The sequence below is a fragment of the Streptomyces sp. R35 genome (assembly GCF_041053035.1).
Classification (GTDB): Bacteria; Actinomycetota; Actinomycetes; order Streptomycetales; family Streptomycetaceae; genus Streptomyces; species Streptomyces lutosisoli.
The window spans coordinates 10,381,735-10,401,197 of record NZ_CP163440.1 but is presented as its reverse complement, the minus strand read 5'-3'; the positions used below and the strand labels follow the sequence as shown (position 1 = coordinate 10,401,197).

At 69.9% G+C, this 19,463-nt stretch carries 18 protein-coding genes; 8 read left to right on the top strand and 10 right to left on the bottom strand.

The window, feature by feature from the left end; translation table 11 throughout:
* Positions 1 to 10 precede the first annotated feature (10 nt).
* Both AB5J50_RS46775 and AB5J50_RS46770 read left to right on the top strand, forming a co-directional pair.
* Positions 11 to 1,180, top strand: a complete 1,170-nt coding sequence (locus AB5J50_RS46775) for a lactate 2-monooxygenase (protein WP_369264623.1) — start codon at positions 11 to 13, stop codon at positions 1,178 to 1,180.
* Positions 1,177 to 2,154 carry a 2-hydroxyacid dehydrogenase gene (locus AB5J50_RS46770; protein WP_369264622.1) on the top strand — a complete coding sequence of 326 codons (978 nt, stop codon included), beginning with the start codon at positions 1,177 to 1,179 and terminating at the stop codon, positions 2,152 to 2,154. Before AB5J50_RS46775 ends, AB5J50_RS46770 begins: the two co-directional genes overlap by 4 nt.
* Positions 2,155 to 2,156: 2 nt before the next feature.
* Here AB5J50_RS46770 and AB5J50_RS46765 read toward each other — a convergent pair whose 3' ends face one another.
* On the bottom strand, positions 2,157 to 4,049 hold the full coding sequence (locus tag AB5J50_RS46765; protein WP_369264621.1) for an RICIN domain-containing protein: 1,893 nt from the start codon (positions 4,047 to 4,049) through the stop codon (positions 2,157 to 2,159).
* Between the two features lie 858 nt (positions 4,050 to 4,907).
* Here AB5J50_RS46765 and AB5J50_RS46760 point away from each other — a divergent pair.
* Positions 4,908 to 6,830 carry a hypothetical protein gene (locus AB5J50_RS46760; RefSeq protein WP_369264620.1) on the top strand — a complete coding sequence of 641 codons (1,923 nt, stop codon included), beginning with the start codon at positions 4,908 to 4,910 and terminating at the stop codon, positions 6,828 to 6,830.
* A 24-nt stretch (positions 6,831 to 6,854) separates the two neighbouring features.
* On the opposite strand, the gene AB5J50_RS46755 is transcribed toward AB5J50_RS46760, so the two are convergent.
* The 3 genes from AB5J50_RS46755 to AB5J50_RS46745 form a co-directional block, all read right to left on the bottom strand.
* Complete coding sequence (locus tag AB5J50_RS46755) at positions 6,855 to 7,232, bottom strand: toxin Doc (RefSeq protein ID WP_075028158.1); 378 nt, start codon at positions 7,230 to 7,232, stop codon at positions 6,855 to 6,857.
* Between the two features lie 3 nt (positions 7,233 to 7,235).
* The gene (locus tag AB5J50_RS46750) at positions 7,236 to 7,481 is read right to left on the bottom strand and encodes a hypothetical protein (protein ID WP_327434084.1); all 246 of its coding nucleotides are present in this window, start codon (positions 7,479 to 7,481) and stop codon (positions 7,236 to 7,238) included.
* Positions 7,482 to 7,576: 95 nt separating this feature from the next.
* Entirely contained in the window at positions 7,577 to 8,608 is a 1,032-nt protein-coding gene (locus AB5J50_RS46745) for a zinc-binding dehydrogenase (RefSeq protein WP_369264619.1), read from the bottom strand.
* Positions 8,609 to 8,745: 137 nt separating this feature from the next.
* On the opposite strand from AB5J50_RS46745, the gene AB5J50_RS46740 reads away from it, so the two are divergent.
* A complete protein-coding gene (locus tag AB5J50_RS46740) occupies positions 8,746 to 9,225 on the top strand; it encodes a MarR family winged helix-turn-helix transcriptional regulator (protein ID WP_369264618.1) in 480 nt (159 codons plus the stop codon).
* A gap of 108 nt (positions 9,226 to 9,333) precedes the next feature.
* Here the strand turns inward: AB5J50_RS46740 and AB5J50_RS46735 are convergent, their stop codons facing one another.
* From AB5J50_RS46735 to AB5J50_RS46725, 3 genes are all read right to left on the bottom strand, one after another.
* Positions 9,334 to 9,567 (bottom strand): hypothetical protein, encoded by a 234-nt coding sequence (locus tag AB5J50_RS46735; protein WP_369264617.1) that lies wholly within the window; start codon positions 9,565 to 9,567, stop codon positions 9,334 to 9,336.
* Positions 9,567 to 10,139: a TIGR03086 family metal-binding protein gene (locus AB5J50_RS46730; RefSeq protein ID WP_369264616.1), complete on the bottom strand. Its 573-nt coding sequence runs from the start codon at positions 10,137 to 10,139 to the stop codon at positions 9,567 to 9,569. Before AB5J50_RS46730 ends, AB5J50_RS46735 begins: the two co-directional genes overlap by 1 nt.
* An 88-nt stretch (positions 10,140 to 10,227) precedes the next feature.
* Positions 10,228 to 10,644, bottom strand: coding sequence for an SRPBCC domain-containing protein (locus tag AB5J50_RS46725; RefSeq protein ID WP_369264615.1), 417 nt, complete (start codon positions 10,642 to 10,644; stop codon positions 10,228 to 10,230).
* 128 nt (positions 10,645 to 10,772) lie between these two features.
* Between AB5J50_RS46725 and AB5J50_RS46720 the strand changes: the two genes are divergently transcribed.
* Together AB5J50_RS46720 and AB5J50_RS46715 are read left to right on the top strand one after the other, a co-directional pair.
* Entirely contained in the window at positions 10,773 to 11,084 is a 312-nt protein-coding gene (locus AB5J50_RS46720) for a helix-turn-helix transcriptional regulator (protein ID WP_099919073.1), read from the top strand.
* The gene (locus AB5J50_RS46715; RefSeq protein WP_369264614.1) at positions 11,081 to 11,539 is read left to right on the top strand and encodes an SRPBCC family protein; all 459 of its coding nucleotides are present in this window, start codon (positions 11,081 to 11,083) and stop codon (positions 11,537 to 11,539) included. The genes AB5J50_RS46720 and AB5J50_RS46715 overlap by 4 nt, the downstream gene beginning before the upstream one ends.
* Before the next feature lie 15 nt (positions 11,540 to 11,554).
* On the opposite strand, the gene AB5J50_RS46710 is transcribed toward AB5J50_RS46715, so the two are convergent.
* Entirely contained in the window at positions 11,555 to 12,163 is a 609-nt protein-coding gene (locus AB5J50_RS46710) for a hemerythrin domain-containing protein (RefSeq protein ID WP_369264613.1), read from the bottom strand.
* Positions 12,160 to 13,773 (bottom strand): DHA2 family efflux MFS transporter permease subunit, encoded by a 1,614-nt coding sequence (locus AB5J50_RS46705; protein ID WP_369264612.1) that lies wholly within the window; start codon positions 13,771 to 13,773, stop codon positions 12,160 to 12,162. The genes AB5J50_RS46710 and AB5J50_RS46705 overlap by 4 nt, the downstream gene beginning before the upstream one ends.
* A 174-nt stretch (positions 13,774 to 13,947) precedes the next feature.
* On the opposite strand from AB5J50_RS46705, the gene sigJ reads away from it, so the two are divergent.
* A complete protein-coding gene (gene sigJ / locus AB5J50_RS46700; protein WP_369264611.1) occupies positions 13,948 to 14,904 on the top strand; it encodes an RNA polymerase sigma factor SigJ in 957 nt (318 codons plus the stop codon).
* Positions 14,901 to 16,448, top strand: a complete 1,548-nt coding sequence (locus tag AB5J50_RS46695) for a cytochrome bc complex cytochrome b subunit (RefSeq protein WP_369264610.1) — start codon at positions 14,901 to 14,903, stop codon at positions 16,446 to 16,448. Before sigJ ends, AB5J50_RS46695 begins: the two co-directional genes overlap by 4 nt.
* Here the strand turns inward: AB5J50_RS46695 and AB5J50_RS46690 are convergent.
* Positions 16,359 to 19,454 carry a glycoside hydrolase family 2 TIM barrel-domain containing protein gene (locus tag AB5J50_RS46690; RefSeq protein WP_369264609.1) on the bottom strand — a complete coding sequence of 1,032 codons (3,096 nt, stop codon included), beginning with the start codon at positions 19,452 to 19,454 and terminating at the stop codon, positions 16,359 to 16,361. The two genes, AB5J50_RS46695 and AB5J50_RS46690, sit on opposite strands and share 90 nt — an antisense overlap.
* Between the last annotated feature and the right edge of the window lie 9 nt (positions 19,455 to 19,463).

Genomic DNA, 19,463 nt, shown 5'->3' with positions numbered 1-19,463 from the left:
GGACGTACGGATGGCGAAGCATTGGGCCGACTTCCAGTACGAGATCTATCTGAACGGAATGACGGGCGCCGTACCGCGGCTGCCCACCGATCTGACCCGGCTGGAGGAACTCACCGAGCAGCGGCTCGGCCCCGGTCCGGTCGGCTATGTGGCAGGCAGCGCGGGCAACGGCAGCACCGCGCGAGCCAACCGGGAGGCCCTCGACCGGCGGCGGATCGTGCCGCGCATGCTGCGCGATGTGCACGAACGCGATCTGTCCGTCGAGGTGTTGGGGCGTCCGCTGCCCGCGCCGGTGGCGCTGGCACCCGTGGGCGTACTGTCGATCATGCACCCGGACGCGGAGTCCGCCGCCGCGCGGGCCGCCGCGGCGCAGGGCGTGCCGTACATCCTGTCCTCGGCGTCCAGCACCCCCATGGAGCAGGTCGCGGAGGCGATGGGCGACGCGGAGCGCTGGTTCCAGCTGTACTGGGCGAAGGACCGCGAGGTCACCCGGTCCTTCCTGAACCGGGCGAAGGCGGCGGGGTACACGGCGCTGCTCGTCACCCTCGACACTCCCCTGCTGGCCTGGCGGCCGCGCGACCTGGACCAGGCATATCTGCCGTTCCTGCACGGCGTGGGCACCGCCAACTACTTCACGGACCCGGCGTTCCAGGCGGGCCTGGCCAAGCCGGTGCACGAGGACCCGAACGCCGCGGTGATGCACTTCGTGGGGATGTTCGCGGACCCCGGCAAGACCTGGCCGGACCTGGCCTTCCTGCGGGAGAACTGGGACGGGCCGATCGTCCTCAAGGGCATCCTGCACCCGGACGACGCCCGCCGTGCCGCCCACGCCGGGATGGACGGCGTGGTCGTCTCCAACCACGGCGGGCGCCAGGTGGCGGGGTCGGTGGCGGCCGCCGACGCGCTGCCCCGCGTGGTCGAGGCGGTCGGTGAGCGGCTGACCGTTCTCTTCGACAGCGGGATCCGCACGGGCGACGACATCTTCAAGGCGCTCGCACTCGGCGCCGAGGCGGTGCTCGTCGGACGCCCGTACGCCTATGGGCTCGGCCTCGACGGACAGGCGGGCGTCGAGCACGTCATCCGCTGTCTGCTCGCCGAGTTCGACCTGACGCTGGCCCTGTCCGGGCACGCCCGCCCCGCCACCCTCGGCCCCGACGACCTGATCGAGGAATCCGCATGACCGTCACGAAGAACGTTCTGGCCGTCGTCTCGCCGCATGTCGGGGGCCGTACGGCAGGCGCGGCGCTCGCCACCGTGTTCCCCGGCGAGGCCCACGTCACCGTCGTGGAGGCGACCGACGAGGACCCCGCCGCGCTGCGCGAGGCGCATGTCATCATCACGGGACTCGGCCCGGTGACCGCCGAACACATCGCCGCGGCACCGGACTTGGAACTCATCCAGTGTGCCAGCCACGGCTTCGACTACGTCGACCTGGACGCGGCGCGCGCCAAGGGCGTGCCCGTGTGCAACATCGGCTCCAGCGGCGCCGAGAAGCAGAACGTGGCCGAGCAGACCTTCGCCCTCATGCTGGCTCTCGCCAAGCAACTGGTCCCCGCGCACACGGCGTTGGTCGACGCCGACTGGGCGCTGCCGCGGCTCCAGCGGTCCATCACCGAACTGTCCGGCAAGACCCTCGGCATCGTCGGGCTCGGGCACATCGGCGAGGAGGTCGCCCGGCGCGCGGTCGCGTTCGACATGAGCATCGTGTACGCCGGTCCGCAGCCCGTCGGCGCGGAGACCGAGGCCCGGCTCGGCGGCGCCCGCCATGTCGAACTCGATGAACTCCTGCGTACCTCGGACTACATCACGCTGCACGCGCCGCTGACCGACGCGACCCGGCATCTGCTGAACGCCCAACGGCTGGCGCTCCTCAAGCCGACCGCGTTCGTGATCAACACCGCGCGGGGCGCCCTGATCGACCAGGACGCCCTCGCGGACGCGCTGGAGGCGGGCACCCTGGCCGGAGCGGGCATCGACGTCTTCGACCCCGAACCGCCCACTCCGGCCCTGCGGTTGCTCAAGGCCCCGAACGTGGTGCTGTCACCGCATGTCGCGGGCGTCACGCGCGAGACGCTCGTCCGGATCGCGCTGGCGGCCGTCCAGAACGCCGTCGAGTTCGTGGCCGGCAAGCCGCCGCGGGATGTCGTCTCGTAGCGTCACAGTCCAACCCCCGTGATGACATCGGGAAGTTGGAGGGGCAGCGGCAGCGGCAGCGCGGGCGTCGCGCTCGCGCTGCCGTTGTCGTCACCGTCGCTGACGGCCACGGCACGCGGTTCCTGGTAGGTCTCCGTCGGAGTGGCCTCCGGCTCGACCGGTACGCCTGTCGACTGTTCGTTCGGCGGTTCGCTCGGCACTTCGGGCGTGCCGCCGGCCGACGGCGGGGCGCTCGTGGGCCGCGTCGAGGGGCTGGTCGTGCCCGCGATCGACAGGGACTCGGGGCCGGCCGACGACGCGTCGGTCCGCCACCGCTGGACGTCGGAGCCGTCGCGCACCTTGACGACGATGTCGGCGTCGGGATCGGTGGAGGCGGGCGCGAGGGCGAGTCCGTCGTTCCAGCGGGGCAGCAACTCGCCCCGCACAGTGAGGTCGTAGCGCTCGTCCTCGCCACCCGCCGCGCTCTTGGCGACACAGCGGTCGAGGAACACGACACCGTTGTCAGCGTGCGAGTCGAGGCACAGCTCGGGGTTGGCGATGCTGCGCAGCAGACCGTCTTCCTCGTACGACCACTGCTGGGTCCAGGCGGACGAGCACACCGCCAGCTTGGTCGAGGCGCCGGCCTTCGCCTTGCCGCCCCGGATGTCGAGGCACAGGTCGGCGGCGAGGTTGCGCAGCCGGGTCTGCTCGGTGGTCGTGGGGAGTCCGGCCGAGTCGGGCGGCGAGGACATGGCGGGCGGGGCCTGGGAGCCGGGGGTGGGCGACAGGGTGCGGGTGCTGCTCGCGCCCGTGGAGGCCGTGGGGTCGGCGCCGCCGTCGTCGTTCGACCACAGGCTGGTGGCGAGCACGGTGACGAGGAGGACGGCCGAGACGCCCGCCCCCGTGAGCAGGGCCTTCGGGGGCCGCCCTTCCGGCTGGGCCGCGCGGCGATCCTGGGTGGGAATCCGGGACAGCAGGCGATGGCGGCCACCGCTTCCCGGACGTCCACCACTGCCGGGAGATCCGTCGTTCCCCTGCCGCCTGCCGCCGAAGGGGGATCCGACCCGGGGGCGCACCGCTTGCCCCGCGCGCCCCGGGCGTGAGTCGAGATACCTCCGTGCGCCCCAGCCGAGTACCGCTTCGGCGAGCAGTAGGCCCAACCCTCCCTCGAAATAGCTGAGTTGCTCGGCCGCGTAGCGGCAGTAGGGGCACTCCATCAGATGCTGTTGGACATCGGGCAGCAAGGCGCCGCCGCGGCGAATCGGTACGTCCAGCAACCGGTTGTAGAAGCTGCATTCCTTGGTCGGCGCGAGTTCTCGGTGGGCGCGCACACAGCCCTCCCGGAATTGTTCGCGGGCCTGCTCCAGAGCGGCCGACGCACTGTCGGTATCCATGCCCGACAGACCAGCCGGTACGGATATGGGCTCGCCCTCGACCTCGGTGTGCCACAGCAGACACCGGGCGAGTCCCGGGAGTGCCTGGAAAGAGCGCTCGGCGAGCTTCCGATTTTCGGCCGTCATGGACTTGGCCGCGCGCATACCGCGGCCGCCCGCGGGTTTCCTCAAGTCCGGCAGAACACCGGATATCCGATCGTCCGCGGACCAGTCCCTGACGGTGTCCCGCACGGTCACGAGGAGGTGCGGCCGGAGCGCGAGACCGGAGTCGCCTTGCATGAGGCGGTCGAGCATCCGGTGGAAGGAGGTCGCGGTGACCATGGAAGCGACGTTCGCCGAAGAAGCGAGGCAGATGACCGCGTAGTCGTACGTCGGCTGCCAGTGCCGGGCCATCAGCAGGGCGACGGGATGGGCGGCATCGCTCTCCGGCCTGCCTCTCAGCCCGGCGGCGAGACTCTCGTCGGATTCACCGGGAACGCCACCGGGCGGATAAGGGGGACGAGGGGGGTGGGGGGTGTGCACTAGAGCGGGTTCCTTCCAAGGTGCAAGGTGGCACACAGAAGTTCTTTTCCGCCGAAAAGGAGCCGTGATTGGTGCGTACCTTTTTGACGGAACGTCGGGAAAACGGCCGGGGCGCGAAGGCCGTACGGCGACCGTCGGCCAGGAGCCTTATGAGCTCGTCGACAGACCGGAATAGTGAACGGCGATTCTGACCCGGCCATTGACCCAGCGCAGGACGTTCACCCTCGCACAACACGCTCATGACCAACAAGGCACTTGAGCAACATCAGCCTTATTGAAAGAAAGTCAGAACCAGGGGCAACTCACATGACTCGCACCGGCTTTCGACATTCCATGCGCCCCGTGTGAACCGCGCGCACGCGCCGGCGGCCCGCGCACGCTCCCGGCGCGCAGAACTCCGTAGTCCACTGGAACCGGCCCTTCTCGGAGGCCCCGCGCAGGACGGCGGCTCTCCCGCGCGAAACCGGCCGCCGGCCCCGATCCTCCCGCCCTCGGTCGGCGGCCCCGAGGGCGGGGCCCTTGCCGGACTCGTGGCCGGAGAGCCCGAGGCTGGACGGCGCACCGCAATGGGGCCCCGCCATGATGGCGTCGCCCGTGGTCGCGTTCGTCCGGCCGCCGTGGGCCGAGCTCGTCAGAACGCACGACGCCGCGTCGGGTTCCACGGACAACGGACATGGGCCGGGGGTACGGCGGCTGCGGTAGGGCACCACGGCCGCCTGCGCCAGGGATTCTCACGCCGACCGGGAGGGCCGTGAATTCAGGCCGATTGGGCTGGGCGGGCGATGCGATCCGTCCGTAAGGGGTGGATGCACCCGTGTTGCACCCACGCCCCTTGTTCGAGCCGATCACTATCGTTTCGTGTCCTTGCCCCATGCCCTGCGCACACGCGGCCCCGTAGCCCTGGCCACCACGGCCGTCATCAGCTTCTCGTCCCTCCTCCTCGCCCCCTCGGCTGCCGCCGCCGTGTCCAACGGCGGCTTCGAGACCGGGAGCCTGACCGGCTGGTCGTCCACCGGTACGACCGCGGTGGTCAGTGCGGGAGCACACAGCGGAACGTATGCCGCCCGGGTCGGAGGCACCAGCCCCACCACGGGGGACTCCTCCATCGGCCAGACCTTCGACGCGGCCACCGGGGAGGCGCAGTTGTCCTTCTGGTACAACGTCAGCTGCCCGGACACCGTGACCTACGACTGGGCCACGGCGACGCTGAGGGACAACACGACGGGCACCACCGCCACCCTGCTGCCGAGGACATGCACCAACGGACAGGGCTGGCGGCAGGCGAGCACCGCGATCACACCCGGGCACAACTACACCCTCAGGCTGATCAGCCACGACGACAACTATCCCGGCGATCCGACGTACACCCTGTACGACGATGTCCGGCTCGGCGCCGTGCCGCCTCCGCCGCCCGCCCTCCCGCAGATCGACAGCGACCCGTTCACCAACACCGGCAGCCAGCACGCCACCGTGGTGGAACCGGACACGTTCGCCGCCGGCAACACCATCGTCTCTGTCGCCCAGAACGGCCGTTTCTTCAACGGCGGGGCGTCGGGCCTCGGGTGGAGCACATCGAGCGACGGCGGTGTGAACTGGCAGCACGGCACCGTTCCGGGTATCACCGTCTACCAGGGCGGTTCGTTCTCCCGCGTCTCCGACCCGGCGGTCGCCTACGACGCCCGGCACGGCACCTGGCTGGTCGCCGGGCTGGCGCTCAACGCCGGCTCCAACGGCGTCATCGGCGCAGGCGTCACGATCAGCCGTTCCACGAACGGGGTGACCTGGCAGAACCCCATCAGGGCAGTCGGGTTCAACGGCCCGAACTACGACAAGGAGTGGGTCGTCTGCGACAACACTCCCGCCAGCCCGTTCTACGGGCGCTGCTACATCGAGGTCGACAACAACTCGGCCGGCAACAGGATCTTGATGAGCACCTCGACCGACGGCGGCCTCACCTGGTCCGCGCCCATCTCACCATCGGGTACACCGAGCGGGCTCGGGGGTCAGCCGCTGGTCCGGCCGAACGGCACCGTGGTGGTTCCGTACTCCGCCAACGGAAGCTCCATCCGCGCGTTCAATTCCGCCAACGGCGGTGCCTCCTGGAGCAGCACCTCACTGGTCGCCACGGTCAACGCCCACACCGTCGCCGGGAGCCTGCGCGCTCCCGCGGGCCTTGCCTCCGCGGAGATCGACGGCGCCGGACGGATCTACGTCGCCTGGCACGACTGCCGCTTCCGCGCCAACTGCTCGGCCAACGACATCGTCTACTCCACGTCGACAACCGGCACCACGTGGACGCCGGTGACCCGAGTGCCCATCGACTCCACCTCAAGCGGTGTCGACCACTTCTTGCCCGGCATCGGCGTCGACCGCACCACCTCCGGGTCCGCCACCAGAATCGGCCTGTACTACTACTTCTATCCGTTCGCCAACTGCTCCTCGTCCACGTGCCGCCTCCAGGTCGGATACATCTCCTCTGTCAACGGCGGAACTTCGTGGGGCACGCCCGCCACGCTGACCGGGCCGTTCCCGCTCTCGCAGATCGCGAACACCAACCAAGGACGCATGGTCGGCGACTACATCTCCACGTCGATCATCGGCGGCCGGGCCGTGTCGGCGTTCCCGGTCGGCAAGGCACCCGCCGGCGGGCAGGCGTTCAACGAGGCCTTGTTCACGGCCGGCCCCCTGCCCATCACCGGCGGCACCGCGCGGTCGCAGGCCGCTCCTGCCGCCGTCCGCAGCTCGCGCGCCACGGGCCATCCGACGACAACGGCCAGGTGACAACGCCCCTACGGGGACGCTCTTTCAGATCTGCCAGGAGCGCAGTCGGTCGGCCGCGCCGTACACGTCCGTCTTGCCGGAGATCAGATCGCGGGCGAGATCGACGAGGGCGCCGTACGGCGGGTCGATGCCGACGCCGCTGACGAACATGTACGCGACCGCCGCCGAGCAGGCGAAGCGGGCGTTGGCGGCCGGTAACGGCTTCAGCAGCGCCAGGGTGTGCAGGAGCGCGGCGGCGCGCCAGGCCGGGTCGGAGTCGACGCCGAGGCGGGGCGGGTCGACACGGTGGCGGGCCACGGCGGCGACCAGTGCCGAGAAGTCGTTGACCGTGGGCTGGTCGGGCAGTACTTCTTCGTGGCGCTGGAGCAGCCAGGGCACGTCGATATGGATGACGGGAGCCATCGGTCAGGCGACCCGCCCCTCGCCCTTCGCGGATGGTTCGTCCTCGGGGAAGGCAGCGGCGAATTCCTCCGCGTGCGCGGCGAAGAACCGGCGGAACACCTCCGCGCCTTCCTGCAGCGCCCGGTGCCGCACGATGTCGGCCGCGGCCGCCTCCCGCACCAGGGCTTTCATCGACGTACCGCGCTCCTTGGCTATCTGCCGCAGATCCTCTAGCTCGCGGTCGCTGAACTCCACGTTGAGAGCTGGCATGCCCTCACGGTACCGCGCGGGTACTTACTCGTAAATACTCCCAGTTCAAGGGCAGTGCAGGGCGGTACCAAACGAACGGAGGCACCCCCGGTCCGTCACGCCTGGTCCGTCACCAGGACGGCCTTCCCGGTGATCTCGCGGCTTTCGAGCGCGACATGCACGTCGGCGGCCTTCATCAGCGGGTGGACGGAGCCGATCCGCGGTGCGATCTCACCGCGCGCCGCCATGCCGAGCACGCGCTCCAGACCCGCCCGGTACCAGGCGTGATCGCCCTTGATCTCGGCCGGCACCATGCTCAGCGCGGTGCGCCGGCCCGGCCGCAGATTCATGAGCTTGACGCGTGCCGCGCCGCGCACGGTGTCGCCGACCATGTGTCCCGGGCGGCCCGAGAACGCATAGCTGACCAGCACTCCCCCGGGCGACAGGACTCGGTAGGCCTTGCGCAGCCCGGCCCCGCCGATGTGGTCGAACACCGCCTGGACCCCGCCCGGTTCGCGCTCGCGCAGGACGTCCTCGAAGTCCCGACGGCGATAGTCGATGAAGGTCACGCCGTGCTGTGCGAGCAGTTCCTCGGCACCGGGCGCCGAGGCGGTGCCGTACATCCGAAGTCCGCGCAGCGCACCGAGGCGGCTGAGCGCTTGCCCCACTCCCCCACTCGCGCCCTGGATGAGCACCGTGTCCCCGGCCGCGACACGGCCGTGGGTCTCCAGGACACTCAGTGCCGTCAGGTAGTCGAGCGGGATCGTGGCGGCCAGGAGCGGGGCTAGGCCGTCGGGCAGCGGGACGAGCTGCCACAGCGGGAGGGAGATGTACTCGGTGTACGCGGCCATCTTCGTCAGGGCGACCGCGACGCGCGCGCCCTCCTGGAGCCAGGCCGGCCGGGGGCCGTCGGGCGTGAAGTCCACGATCTCGCCGACGAGTTCGTAGCCAGGCGTGAAGGGCACCTTGCGCTGCAGCAGATAGTCGCCCGAACGTGCCATCAGGTCGGTGAAGCCCACTCCGGAGGCCAGCACCTTCAGTCGGGCATACCCCGGCGGCGGCTCCGCCAGGGTGGCCTGGACGGGCCGCATGGTCTCGGTGCCGCCGAACCGCTCCACGACGATCTTTCGATACGCGATCGCGCTCATGAACCTCACCGCTTCCTGTGTCGTGTCATTAAGTTACACGACATATATTCGACCGGCCAGGCCCCGCGGCAACGATGGAGTGGATAGATGTCGTGTAACGTAGTTTCGTCGTCTATTGATCCCGGGAGTGCAGCACGATGGAGCCGGCCGAAGAAGTCCGCTTCCTCATCCTGGCCGCGCAGCGTGAGGGAAATCGCCAACTCGCCCAAGGGCTGCGCCCGTTGGGAGTGACGCCCGCCCAGGCCGAGGTGTTGCGGCTCCTCGCTGAGCGGCAGCCGCTCAGCATGTCCGGACTCGGGGCCCTGCTGGTGTGCGAGAGCGGCGGCAATCCCAGCCGCCTGGTGGACCGCCTGGTGACCGCGGGACTCGTACGCCGCGAGGAAGGCAGCCACGACCGGCGTCATGTGGAGCTGACGCTCACTCCCGCGGGCCATGAGACGGCCCGAGCGGTGGCCGCGGTCGAGACGGAACTGCACGCCCGCATCGGAGCCGCGGCAGCCGGTCATGACGTCGACGCGGTGCTGGACTTCCTGCGCACCTTGGTGGCGGGCGAGAGCGCGGGTGAGGCGGTGGCCCTGCGCGCGGGGCGCGCCACAGCCCCGACCGGAGCACCCTAGCGGGCGCCGAGCGGCGCCGCGCCCGGGCTCAGCGTGGCTGGGTGCGCGCCGCCTCCGTCAGGGGCAGCCAGTGCGCCGAGGCGGCGAGCGGCACGCAGATCCAGTCCTTCATGAGCCGACCACCCATGGGGTCGAAGAGACGCGCGTCGGCGAGGGCCAGGACCTCGGCGTGCTCGGGGCTGTCGCGGTGCAGGGGACGACCAGTTCGCCCTCGTAGAGGCCGACGAACGCCTTGCCGTTCGGGTCCTTGAGGCAGGGCATCCCGAACATCCTGGAGAGCTTCGCCCCGCGTGGTTCGAGGTCCTCGGCGAGACGCGCGAACAACTGGTCCGCGTCCGCCATCAGGCGACCTTTCGTCCGGTGAGGGCCAGCAGACGCTCCAGCGGCGTGGCATCGGCGGCGGGTTCGATCTCCGGCCCGAAGGATCCGTTCGCCCGGGCGACGTCGGCGATCTGTCCGACCACGGCCGTCACGGTGGCGATCACGTCGTCATCGGCCGTGAACGGCTGACCGGTGGCGGTGGCCAGGTCCCAGCCGTGCACGGTCAGTTCCATGATGGTGATCATCCCGGCGAGCTGCGCGGGGAAGGTGCTCGACGCGAAGGGTGTCTCGCCCTCCCAGGCTCCCGGCTCGGCCCACGCGGCGGCGAGCCGGTCGACGAGCGGCGGGAAGGCCACCCAGGGCGCCTCGGTCAGGGTCATCGGGGCGTCGGCGGGGAGCGGCTCCTTCGCGGCGGCGTACGCGCCCATGACGAGTGCGCCGAGCAGGTGCTCGCTGAGCCGATGGACGTCGAAGTCGGGGCAGGGCGTGGGGAGTTCACGCTTGCCGGTGAGGGCGGGCTGCCGGGCGTGCGCCTGGAGGTTACGGGCGGCGCGGGCGAGCTGGTCGGCGAGCTCGACGGGGGTGGTGTTCATGATGTGCTCCGATTCAAGAGGGGTCGCTCACCGGGAAGGGATGCGGCCCGGCGGGGACGGAAGGTGCTTCAGCAGGTACTGACTCGGCTCAGTCGAAAAAGGGAGCGGGCTTGCCGGTCTCCGCGTACGACTTGAGGGCCGTGAACTTGGTCGCCCAGCCGTAGGTGAAGTTGCGATAGGCGTCGTCCTGGGCCGGGAACCCGGCGTGCGTGAAGCGCAGCAGGACCCCGCCCTCGGGAACGTCGAGGATCTCGTACGTCTGCGTGGTGCCGGCCCACGGTCCGTTCTCGCCCGCCAGGACCAGGCGCCGCTCGCCGGACTCGGTGATCCGCAGCCGCCAGGACTCCGGTACGCCGGGGAAGCTCAGCGTGTGCTCCGCGCCGACACCCTCCCCTATCTCGGCGTCCGCCGTGAACCAGCCGCGTACGCCGGTCTCGGTGGTGAGGGCTTCACGGACGGTGTCCGCCTCGGCCTCGATGGCCAGCTGCATCGCGATGTCGGCCATCGGATGTCCTCTCGGGATCGTTCGGATCTGTCGCGAGTGTCCGGTATTGCCCCGAACCTCGTTCTTTAGTCGACACTAAAATAAGAACCGGTTCGGCGCAAGTTAAAGCCATGACTAAAATAAGCAGCGTGGACCAGGTGAAGGCGATCAGCGAGCCGCGACGGCGGGCGATTCTCCAGCTCGTGTGGCATGAGGAGCTGTCCGCCGGAGAGATCGCCGAGCGCTTCGACGTCACCTTCGGCGCGGTGTCCCAGCATCTGAAGGTGCTCCGCGAGGCAGGCCTGGTCGTCGTCCGAAAGGACGGCACCAAGCGGTACTACCGCGCGGACCGTGCTGGGATGGGACCGCTGGCCGCCTACTTGGAGTCCATGTGGGGCGACTCCCTGGACGCCCTGGCCGCGCTCGCCGAACAGGCCGAGCGGGAGGAGGAGCAGAAGTGACCATCACCCCCGACGGCTCCGTCGTCGTACAGCGGCACATCAAGGCCCGTCCGGAGACCGTGTTCTCCTTCTTCACCGACACCGAGCGCTGGCTGTCCTGGCAGGGCATCGAGGGCGTGCTCGACCCGACGCCCGGCGGCGCGTACCGGATGCGGGTCGTCGGTGACGCCACCGCCGCCGGGCACTTCGAGGAGGTCGAGCCGTACACCCGGATCGTCTTCACCTGGGGCTGGGAGAACGAGGGCGACCCGGTGCCGCCCGGCAGCAGCCGTATCGAGGTGACCTTCTCCCCCGAGCCGGACGGCACCCTGCTCACGCTCACCCACTCCGGTCTGCCCGAGCCGGCCCGCGAGCCGCACCAGGAGGGCTGGGAGCACTACCTCGACCGGCTCGCCGTCCGGGCGCCCGGCGGCGACCCCGGCCCGGACAACTGGATGCAGCAGGGCCCCGCCTGAGCTCCCGCCGCCCGGTCAGCTCCCCCACAGCCCGCGCCTGCGGTAACCCGCCTCCCAGAACAGGCGGTTGAGGACGCGGACGGGCGGGGGCAGCGCGCCGAGGAACGCGGCACGGTCGGCGGGCGGGATGCCGTCGACGATCCACGGAACGAAGACGGCGGCTCCGCGCAGGCCCTGCGTCTGACGGATACGTCCCGTGAAGGCGCCCCAGTCCGCGGGCGTCAGCACCTCCTGGATGAGCGGCAGGGCGCTCGCCTCCTCGTGCGCGAGGTGGTCGTCGAGGGTCGAGGCCAACGCGTGGACCAGCTCGGGGAGTTCGACCGAGCGGTCCTTCAGGGCCGCGCCGACGGCGGTGAGCTGCGGGTCGAGGAGTCCGTGCTCCGCCTCCATCTCCGCGAGGAGGGCGATGTCCTGGGGGCGGCCCGCGACCTCGCGCCGCACCCGGGGCCACAGGTCGCTGTCCTCGGCGGTGTGGTGGATGTGCAGCTGGTGCGTGAAGTTGTCCCAGCCGGCGCGGACTTGGGGGGTGAAGGCGGTGCCGTCCGCGGCGGCCTTTCCGAGGCGTTCCAGGTCGCGCCGGAACGCGTCGTGGGCGGCGTACATGACGGTGAGGTCGATGCTCATGAGGTGGCTTCCTCCAGTGCGGGCTCGGACACGGGCAGGGCGTGCGGGTTGGCGGACGGGCCACGGTGACGGCGTACGGCGAGACAGGTGAGCGCGCCGGTCAGCAGGACCGCGGCGGAGACCAGGACGGCGGGGCCCATCGCGTCCACGAAGCCGTGGCCGAAGACCTGGCCGCCGAGCTCCCGCATCCGGTCGGCGACATCGTGCGGCACTCCGGACGGGGCACCGGCCGCCTGCCGGGCGTTCACGTCCGACTCCGCCTTGGAGAAGGCGGCGACGAAGCCGTCACGGTACGCGGTCGGGAGCTGCCCGGCGCGCTGCCGCGCCTGGTCGGTCAGTGAGTTGGCGAGCTGAGCCTGGAGCACGGCTCCGACGACGGCGCCCGCGAGGACCGCACCGACCTGCCGCAGCGCGTTGGTGACACCCGAGGCCGCACCGGACAGCCGCGCGGGTACGTGGCGCATGACCTCGGTGGCCATCGGCGCGAAGGTGCAGCCCGCGCCCAGACCCGCGAGGAAGAGCGGGAAGGCGACCGCCGTCCAGCTCGAACCGACGTCGGCCGCGGCCACGATCCACACCAGCGCGGCCGCCCAGGCGAGCAGCCCGGTCATCAGGATGAACTTGCCGCCGATCCTGTCCGCGAGGACGCCCGCGGGTCCCGCCATCACGAACGAGCCGAGCGCCAGGGGCAGCAGCACCAGCCCGGACTTGAGCGCGCTGAAGCCCAGAACGGACTGGAGGTAGATCGTCAGCGGCAGGAACATCCCGATGACGCCGAAGGACACGGTGATGCCCACGAAGTTGATGAGGGTGAAGTTGCGGTCCTTGAAGAGCGAGAACGGGACGAGCGGGTCCTTCGTCTGCTGGCCGCGCTCGTGTGCCAGGAAGCCGGCGAAGAGCACGGCCGCCCCGCCGAACAGCGCCAGGATCCAGCCGTTCCAGTCGTAGCGCTGCCCTTCCGTCAGACCGAATGCCAGGCAGAACAGGGCACTTGAGGCGAGCGCTACGCCGAAGGTGTCGAAGCGGTGGCGGACCGTGCGCCGCGAACCCGGGATGATCGCCACGGCGAGGCCCAGGACCAGCACTCCGAGCGGCAGATTGACGTAGAAGATCCACCGCCAGTCGAGGTGGGTGATCAGCGCGCCCCCGATGATCGGGCCGAGGGCTCCGGAGACCCCGGCGACCGCGCCCCACACGCCCATCGCGACGCCTCGCCGGTCGGCCGGGAACACCTCCGCGATGATCGACAGGGTCTGCGGCATGAGCAGCGCCGCGCCCAGGCCCTGGACCGCCCGGAACGCGATCAGCTGGGCCGGGTCCCGCGCGAGGCCGCAGGCCAGGCTGGCGAGCGTGAAGAGGGCGACGCCCGCGATGAACAGGTTCCGTTTGCCGCGCAGGTCACCGAGGCGGCCCGCGGTGATCAGCAGGACGGCGAGGGCGAGGGTGTAGGCGTTGACGACCCACAGGATCTCGTCGAGGGAGGCGTCCAGGTCCTGGCCCATGTCGGGGATCGCGATGTTCACGATCGTCAGGTCGAGGAGTGTCATGAAGAACCCCAGGGAGAGCGTGATGAGGATCGCCCATGGGTTGCCGTGCCATTTCTTGAACACGATGTGTGTCTCCTTGTGCCGAAAGCGTCGTACTCGCGTTCAAGAGGGCGGTCCTGACGGCCGGTGTGACACGAGGACAGCGGCCTGAGACGTACGTCACATTTCGACCGTCGGACGTCACATTCGGACTCCCTTCTCCCGTCGCAGTAGTGAGCGCATCAAGGGAGGCAACGCATGTCAGAAAGCTCCGGGGCCGGTACCGACGGCGCGACGCGGGTGTTCGTCGACCACCGCGAGCTGCTCTTCGCGATCGTCTACAACATGCTCGGCAGCGTCGCCGACACCGAGGACGTACTCCAGGAGACCTGGCTGTCCTGGAGTCGCCGGACCCACCGCTCCCCGCTCGACGGGATCGACAACCCGCGCGCCTACCTCGTCCGCATCGCCGTGAACCACGCCCTGGCACGACGCGCCGCCATCACCCGCCGCCGCGAGACGTACGTGGGGCCCTGGCTGCCGGATCCCGTGCTCGACGAACCCACCGCCCACGACTCCGCCGACGAGCGCACCCTGCGGGCGGAGTCGGTGTCGCTGGCGATGCTCGTGGTCCTGGAATCGCTGACCCCGCTGGAGCGGGCGGTGTTCGTCCTCAACGAGGTGTTCGGCTACCCGCACACCGAGATCGCGAAGGTCATCGACCGCAGCCCGGCGGCGGTGCGCCAGCTCGCGCACCGCGCCCGGGAACACGTGCACGCCCGCCGTCCGCTGTACCGGGCCCATCCCCGGGTACGGCGGCAGGCGACCGAACGGTTCGTGGCGGCCGCGCTCGGCGGTGACATCGCCGCGCTGATGGAGATCCTCGCGCCGGACGTCACGGTGTGGACGGACGGCGGCGGCAAGGCCCGCTCGGCCGGGCTGCGGCCGGTGCACGGACGGGACAAGGCGGCGCGGCTGTTCGCCGGTTACGCCAGGCGCCGCGGGACCGACCTCGACATCAGCTACCGGCGGGTCAACGGCGACGACTCCGCGGTGATCTTCATGGGCGAGTCGCCGTACGCCGTCATGGTCATGGACCTCACCCCGGACGGCGAGCAGGTGTCCGACGTCTACATCGTCACCAATCCCGAGAAGCTCACGCACGTACGACGGAACAACGAGGAGATCCCGGCCGAGGAGGGTGAGCGCGCGTGACCACCGTCGAACGGCCTGCGGAGAAGCCGTCGTCCGGGGAGCGTGTCGCCGACTGGTTCGACGGCCGGCTCGGCATCTACTCCCTCGGCAGGCAGTACCTGCGCAAGGTCTTCCCGGACCACTGGTCCTTCCTCCTCGGCGAGATCTGCCTGTACAGCTTCGTCGTCCTCGTCCTCACCGGCGTCTATCTCACGCTGTTCTTCCATCCCTCGATGAACGAGGTGGTCTACCACGGCAGTTACGTCCCGCTGAACGGCATCCGCATGTCGGAGGCGTACGCCTCGACGCTGGACATCAGCTTCGATGTGCGCGGCGGGCTGCTGATCCGGCAGATCCACCACTGGGCCGCGCTGATCTTCCTCGCCGCGATGCTGACGCACATGATGCGGCACTTCTTCACGGGCTCGTTCCGCAGGCCCCGCGAGGTCAACTGGGTGTTCGGCTGGACGCTTCTGCTCCTCGGCCTGTTCGAGGGCCTGTTCGGGTACTCGCTGCCGGACGATCTGCTGTCCGGGACCGGGCTGCGGTTCGTGGACGGGGCGCTCCTGTCGGTGCCGATCGTCGGGACGTACCTCTCGATGTTCCTCTTCGGTGGGGAGTTCCCGGGCCATGACATCGTGGCCCGCTTCTACTCCCTGCACATCCTGCTGATACCGGGGATCATGGCGGCCCTCGTCGTGGCGCATCTGATCCTGGTCGTCTACCACAAGCACACCCAGTTCGCGGGTCCGGGAAAGACCGAACGCAACGTCGTGGGCACGCCGTTCATGCCGGTCTACCTGGCGAAGGCGGGCGGCTTCTTCTTCCTGGTGTTCGGTGTCATCGCGCTCATTTCGGCGGTCGCGACGATCAACCCGGTCTGGGCGTACGGCCCTTACCGCGCCGACCAGGTGTCGACGGGCGCCCAGCCGGACTGGTACCTGGGCTTCGCCGAGGGGCTGGTCCGTGTCATGCCGGGCTGGGAGATCACCGTGGCGGGCCACACGCTCGTGCTGGGCGTGCTCATCCCCATCCTCGTCTTCCCGACGCTTCTGGTGCTGATCGGCGTCTATCCGTTCGTGGAGGCCTGGGTCACCAAGGACCATCGCGAACACCATCTGCTGGACCGCCCGCGCAACCGGCCGGTCCGTACTTCGATCGGGGCGGCGTGGATCAGCGTCTATCTCATCCTGCTCGCGGGCGGCGGCAACGACATCATGGCGACCCGTTTGCATCTGTCGATCAACACCGTGACCTGGACAGTACGGATCGCCCTGTTCCTGGTCCCCGTCCTGGTCTTCGTCATGACCCGCCGCATCTGCCTGGGTCTGCAGCAGCGGGACCGCGAGCTGGTGGCGCACGGCCGTGCGACAGGCATCGTCAAGCGCCTGCCGCACGGCGAGTACGTCGAGGTGCACCGCCCGCTCGGCCCGGCCGAACTGCACGCTCTCACCGAGCACGAGCACCGGGGGCGCTCAGACCACCGGGACCTCCAGGCGGCTGATCCGCAGCCCGCCGTCGGCGGCCCCCGGGTGGCCGCCGGCCATGACGAGACGCAGCCGTGAACCGCGTACGGCATCGAAGGTGATCACCGTCGGCGCGTCGGACGTGGTGGCCCAGTCGACGGCCGCACCCTGCACCGGCACATAATCCTCGCCGTCCCAGACCGAGACCGCGACCGACGCGGGCAGGGCGTGGGTCGAGTCCACGGTGAAGGAGACCTCGACGCGGTCGACTGTGCGGGGGCGCGCCCAGGTGACCGAGACCCAGTCCTCGGGGCGGGCCCCGCTGAACGCGGGCAGCAGGGCCGTCGCCGACTTGTAGAAGGCGTTGGACCAGCCGGTGGCCGCGTCGCCGTCGAGCATGGCGGCGGGGAGGGTGTCGGTGCGACCCGAGTAACTGGCGTCCGCGAAGGGGTAGTTCGGGGCCGCGGGGTAGTCGGGCTCGAACGCCGTCGCCGGAGTGGTCGCCTTCGGCCCGGCAGGGGTGGTGCGGACGGTCGTGGAGTCCGTACGCAGGCCTTCGGCGCGGGCGGTCACCTTCACCGGGCCCGCCTTCGTACCGGACCGGACGATCGCGAGTGCCTTGCCGTGGAAGGCGGTTCTGGTGCTCGCCTGGTAGCGCTCGGCACTCTCCTCCCGGCCGTTGTCGAGACCCGCGAGGGAGCCGCCCGCCACGTCGAACGTGAGCAGGTGCTCGGCGTCGGGCACCACGACACCATGGGCGTCGATCACCTCGGCGGTCACGAAGAACAGTGAACGGCCGTCCGCCGCGAGCGTCTTGCGGTCCGGTGTGAGACGGATCGCACGGGGTTTCCCGGCGGTCCGCAGCACGTCCGTCGCCACCGTCCTGCCGTCACGGCGGGCGACCGCCTTCAACTCACCCGGTTCGTACGGCACTTTCCAGCCGAGATGCAGCTTGCCCGCGCTGCCGTTCGGGCTGGTGTAACTGCCGGGGTAGGGGCCGTCGGTGAAGGTCTTGTCGTCACCGGGCGCCTCCGTGGTCTCCAGGTACGTACGGCCGTCAGTGGTCTTCTTGGTGTCGAACTCCCTTGTGCCGAGGGACTTTCCGTTGAGGAACAGCTCGACGGTGTCGACGTTCGCGTAGGCCCAGACCTCGACCGTGTCCCCCGGTTCGTGGTTCCAGCTCATGGGCAGCAGATGGACCATCGGCTCGCCCGTCCACTGGCTCTTGAACAGGTGGTACATGTCCTTGGGGAAGCCGGCCGTGTCGACGGCGCCGAAGAACGAGGCCTTCACCGGGAAGACGTCGTACGGCGTGGGCTCGCCGATGTAGTCGATGCCCGACCACAGGAACTGCCCGGCGAACCACTTCCGGTCCCGGTCCTTCTTGTGCCCGTACTCGCCGCTCATCGTCCAGGAGGCGAGGTTGTTGTCGTACGAGGAGACCGCGCGCCTGCCGGGGGTGTGGTTCTCGCCGGTGTTGAGGTGCTCCGGTTCCTGGTAGGTGGAGCGGGTCGAGGTCTCGGACGACGACTCCGACTCGAAGAGGAAGAGGTGCGGGTAGGCGGCGTGCAGGGCGTCCACCGACTTGGCGGTGTTGTAGTTGAGGCCGAGCCCGTCCAGCTTGGCGAGCATGAGGTCGGCGGCGGAGCCCTTCGCGGGGACGCGGCGGTATTTGTCGGAGCCGATGACCAGCGGGCGGGTGTCGTCCGCGGCTTTGATGGCGCCGATGATCCGGTCCGCCATGGCGAGCCCGGCGGCGGAGGTGGAGTCGGGGACCTCGTTGCCTATGGACCACAGGACCACGGCGGGCGAGTTGCGGGCCGCGAGGACCATCTCGGTGGCGTCCTTCTCGCACCACTCGTCGAAGAACCGGCCGTAGTCGTACTTCGTCTTGCCGGTCCGCCAGCAGTCGAACGCCTCCACCATCATCACGATGCCCAGTTCCTCGCAGACCTGGATGATCTGCGGCGAGGGCGGATTGTGGGACGTGCGGAAGGCGTTGACACCCATCGACTTCATGATGGTCATCTGTCTGCGTACGGCGTCGATGCTGATCGCCGCGCCGAGCGCGCCCTGGTCGTGGTGCAGGTCGACGCCCTTGATCTTGGCGTGGGTGCCGTTGAGGTGGAAGCCCTCGTCCGGGTCGAAGCGGAACGAGCGGATACCGAAGGTGGTGCGGCAGGTGTCGACGCTCTCGTCGCCGACACGCAGCTCGGTCACCAGGGTGTAGCGGTGGTCCGGGGTCGCGAAGTCCCACAACTTCGGCTTCTCGACGGTGAGTTCATGGGTTTCGTCCGTCCGGTCGCCGACCGTGACCGTGGTGACCGTACGGGCGGCCGTACGGCCGTCGGGGTCGAGGATCCGTGAGATCACCTGGACATCGGCCGAGGCCCCGGATTCGTTGACGACGGTCGTACGCGCCCGTACGACCGCCCGGTCGTCGCCGACGTCCGGAGTGGTGACGTAGGTTCCCCAGCGTCCGACATGGATCGTTTCAGTGACGACCAGGCGGGCCTCCCGGTAGATGCCGCTGCCCGAGTACCAGCGGCTGCTGGGCAGTCGGTTCTGGACCTTGACGGCGATGACGTTGTCGGTGGTGCCGTCCGTGTGCAGCAGGTCGGTGAGGTCGAAGGCGAACCCGGTGTAGCCGTAGGGGTGGCGGCCGACTTCCGTGCCGTTGCAGTAGACGTACGAGTCCATGTAGACGCCGTCGAACTCCACGGAGATCCGCTTGCCGGCGAGGGCGGGCGGCAGCGTGAAGGTGGTGCGGTACCAGCCGAGGCCGCCGGGGAAGAAGCCGGTGCCGCTGGTGGTGCCGTGCTCCGTGGTGGGGGTCTGTTCGATGCTCCAGTCGTGCGGCACGGCGACCTCACGCCACGCCGAGTCGTCGTAGCCGGGCTGTACGGCGCCCTCGTACGCACCCGTGGGGTCGGTGACGCCGCCCAGGTTGACCAGCGCGAAGCGCCAGCCGTCGCGCAGCTCGACCGTGCGGCGCCCCGGGGCTCGCCCGGGGGACGCCGCCCAGGCGTCGGCGGCGCCCGGGAGTGCACCGGCCGCGGGTACGGCCGTTCCTGCGATCAATACCGATCTTCGCGTGACCGTCATGGCGGCTCT

Excerpts from the sequence above, each read along its gene's own strand:
- AB5J50_RS46775 (WP_369264623.1), top strand. The coding sequence starts at position 11 with ATGGCGAAGCATTGGGCCGACTTCCAGTACGAGATCTATCTGAACGGA.
- AB5J50_RS46770 (WP_369264622.1), top strand. The coding sequence starts at position 1,177 with ATGACCGTCACGAAGAACGTTCTGGCCGTCGTCTCGCCGCATGTCGGG.
- AB5J50_RS46755 (WP_075028158.1), bottom strand. The coding sequence starts at position 7,232 with ATGGCTCCCGTCATCCATATCGACGTGCCCTGGCTGCTCCAGCGCCAC.
- AB5J50_RS46750 (WP_327434084.1), bottom strand. The coding sequence starts at position 7,481 with ATGCCAGCTCTCAACGTGGAGTTCAGCGACCGCGAGCTAGAGGATCTG.
- AB5J50_RS46745 (WP_369264619.1), bottom strand. The coding sequence starts at position 8,608 with ATGAGCGCGATCGCGTATCGAAAGATCGTCGTGGAGCGGTTCGGCGGC.
- AB5J50_RS46740 (WP_369264618.1), top strand. The coding sequence starts at position 8,746 with ATGGAGCCGGCCGAAGAAGTCCGCTTCCTCATCCTGGCCGCGCAGCGT.
- AB5J50_RS46735 (WP_369264617.1), bottom strand. The coding sequence starts at position 9,567 with ATGGCGGACGCGGACCAGTTGTTCGCGCGTCTCGCCGAGGACCTCGAA.
- AB5J50_RS46730 (WP_369264616.1), bottom strand. The coding sequence starts at position 10,139 with ATGAACACCACCCCCGTCGAGCTCGCCGACCAGCTCGCCCGCGCCGCC.
- AB5J50_RS46725 (WP_369264615.1), bottom strand. The coding sequence starts at position 10,644 with ATGGCCGACATCGCGATGCAGCTGGCCATCGAGGCCGAGGCGGACACC.
- AB5J50_RS46710 (WP_369264613.1), bottom strand. The coding sequence starts at position 12,163 with ATGAGCATCGACCTCACCGTCATGTACGCCGCCCACGACGCGTTCCGG.
- sigJ (WP_369264611.1), top strand. The coding sequence starts at position 13,948 with ATGTCAGAAAGCTCCGGGGCCGGTACCGACGGCGCGACGCGGGTGTTC.
- AB5J50_RS46690 (WP_369264609.1), bottom strand. The coding sequence starts at position 19,454 with ATGACGGTCACGCGAAGATCGGTATTGATCGCAGGAACGGCCGTACCC.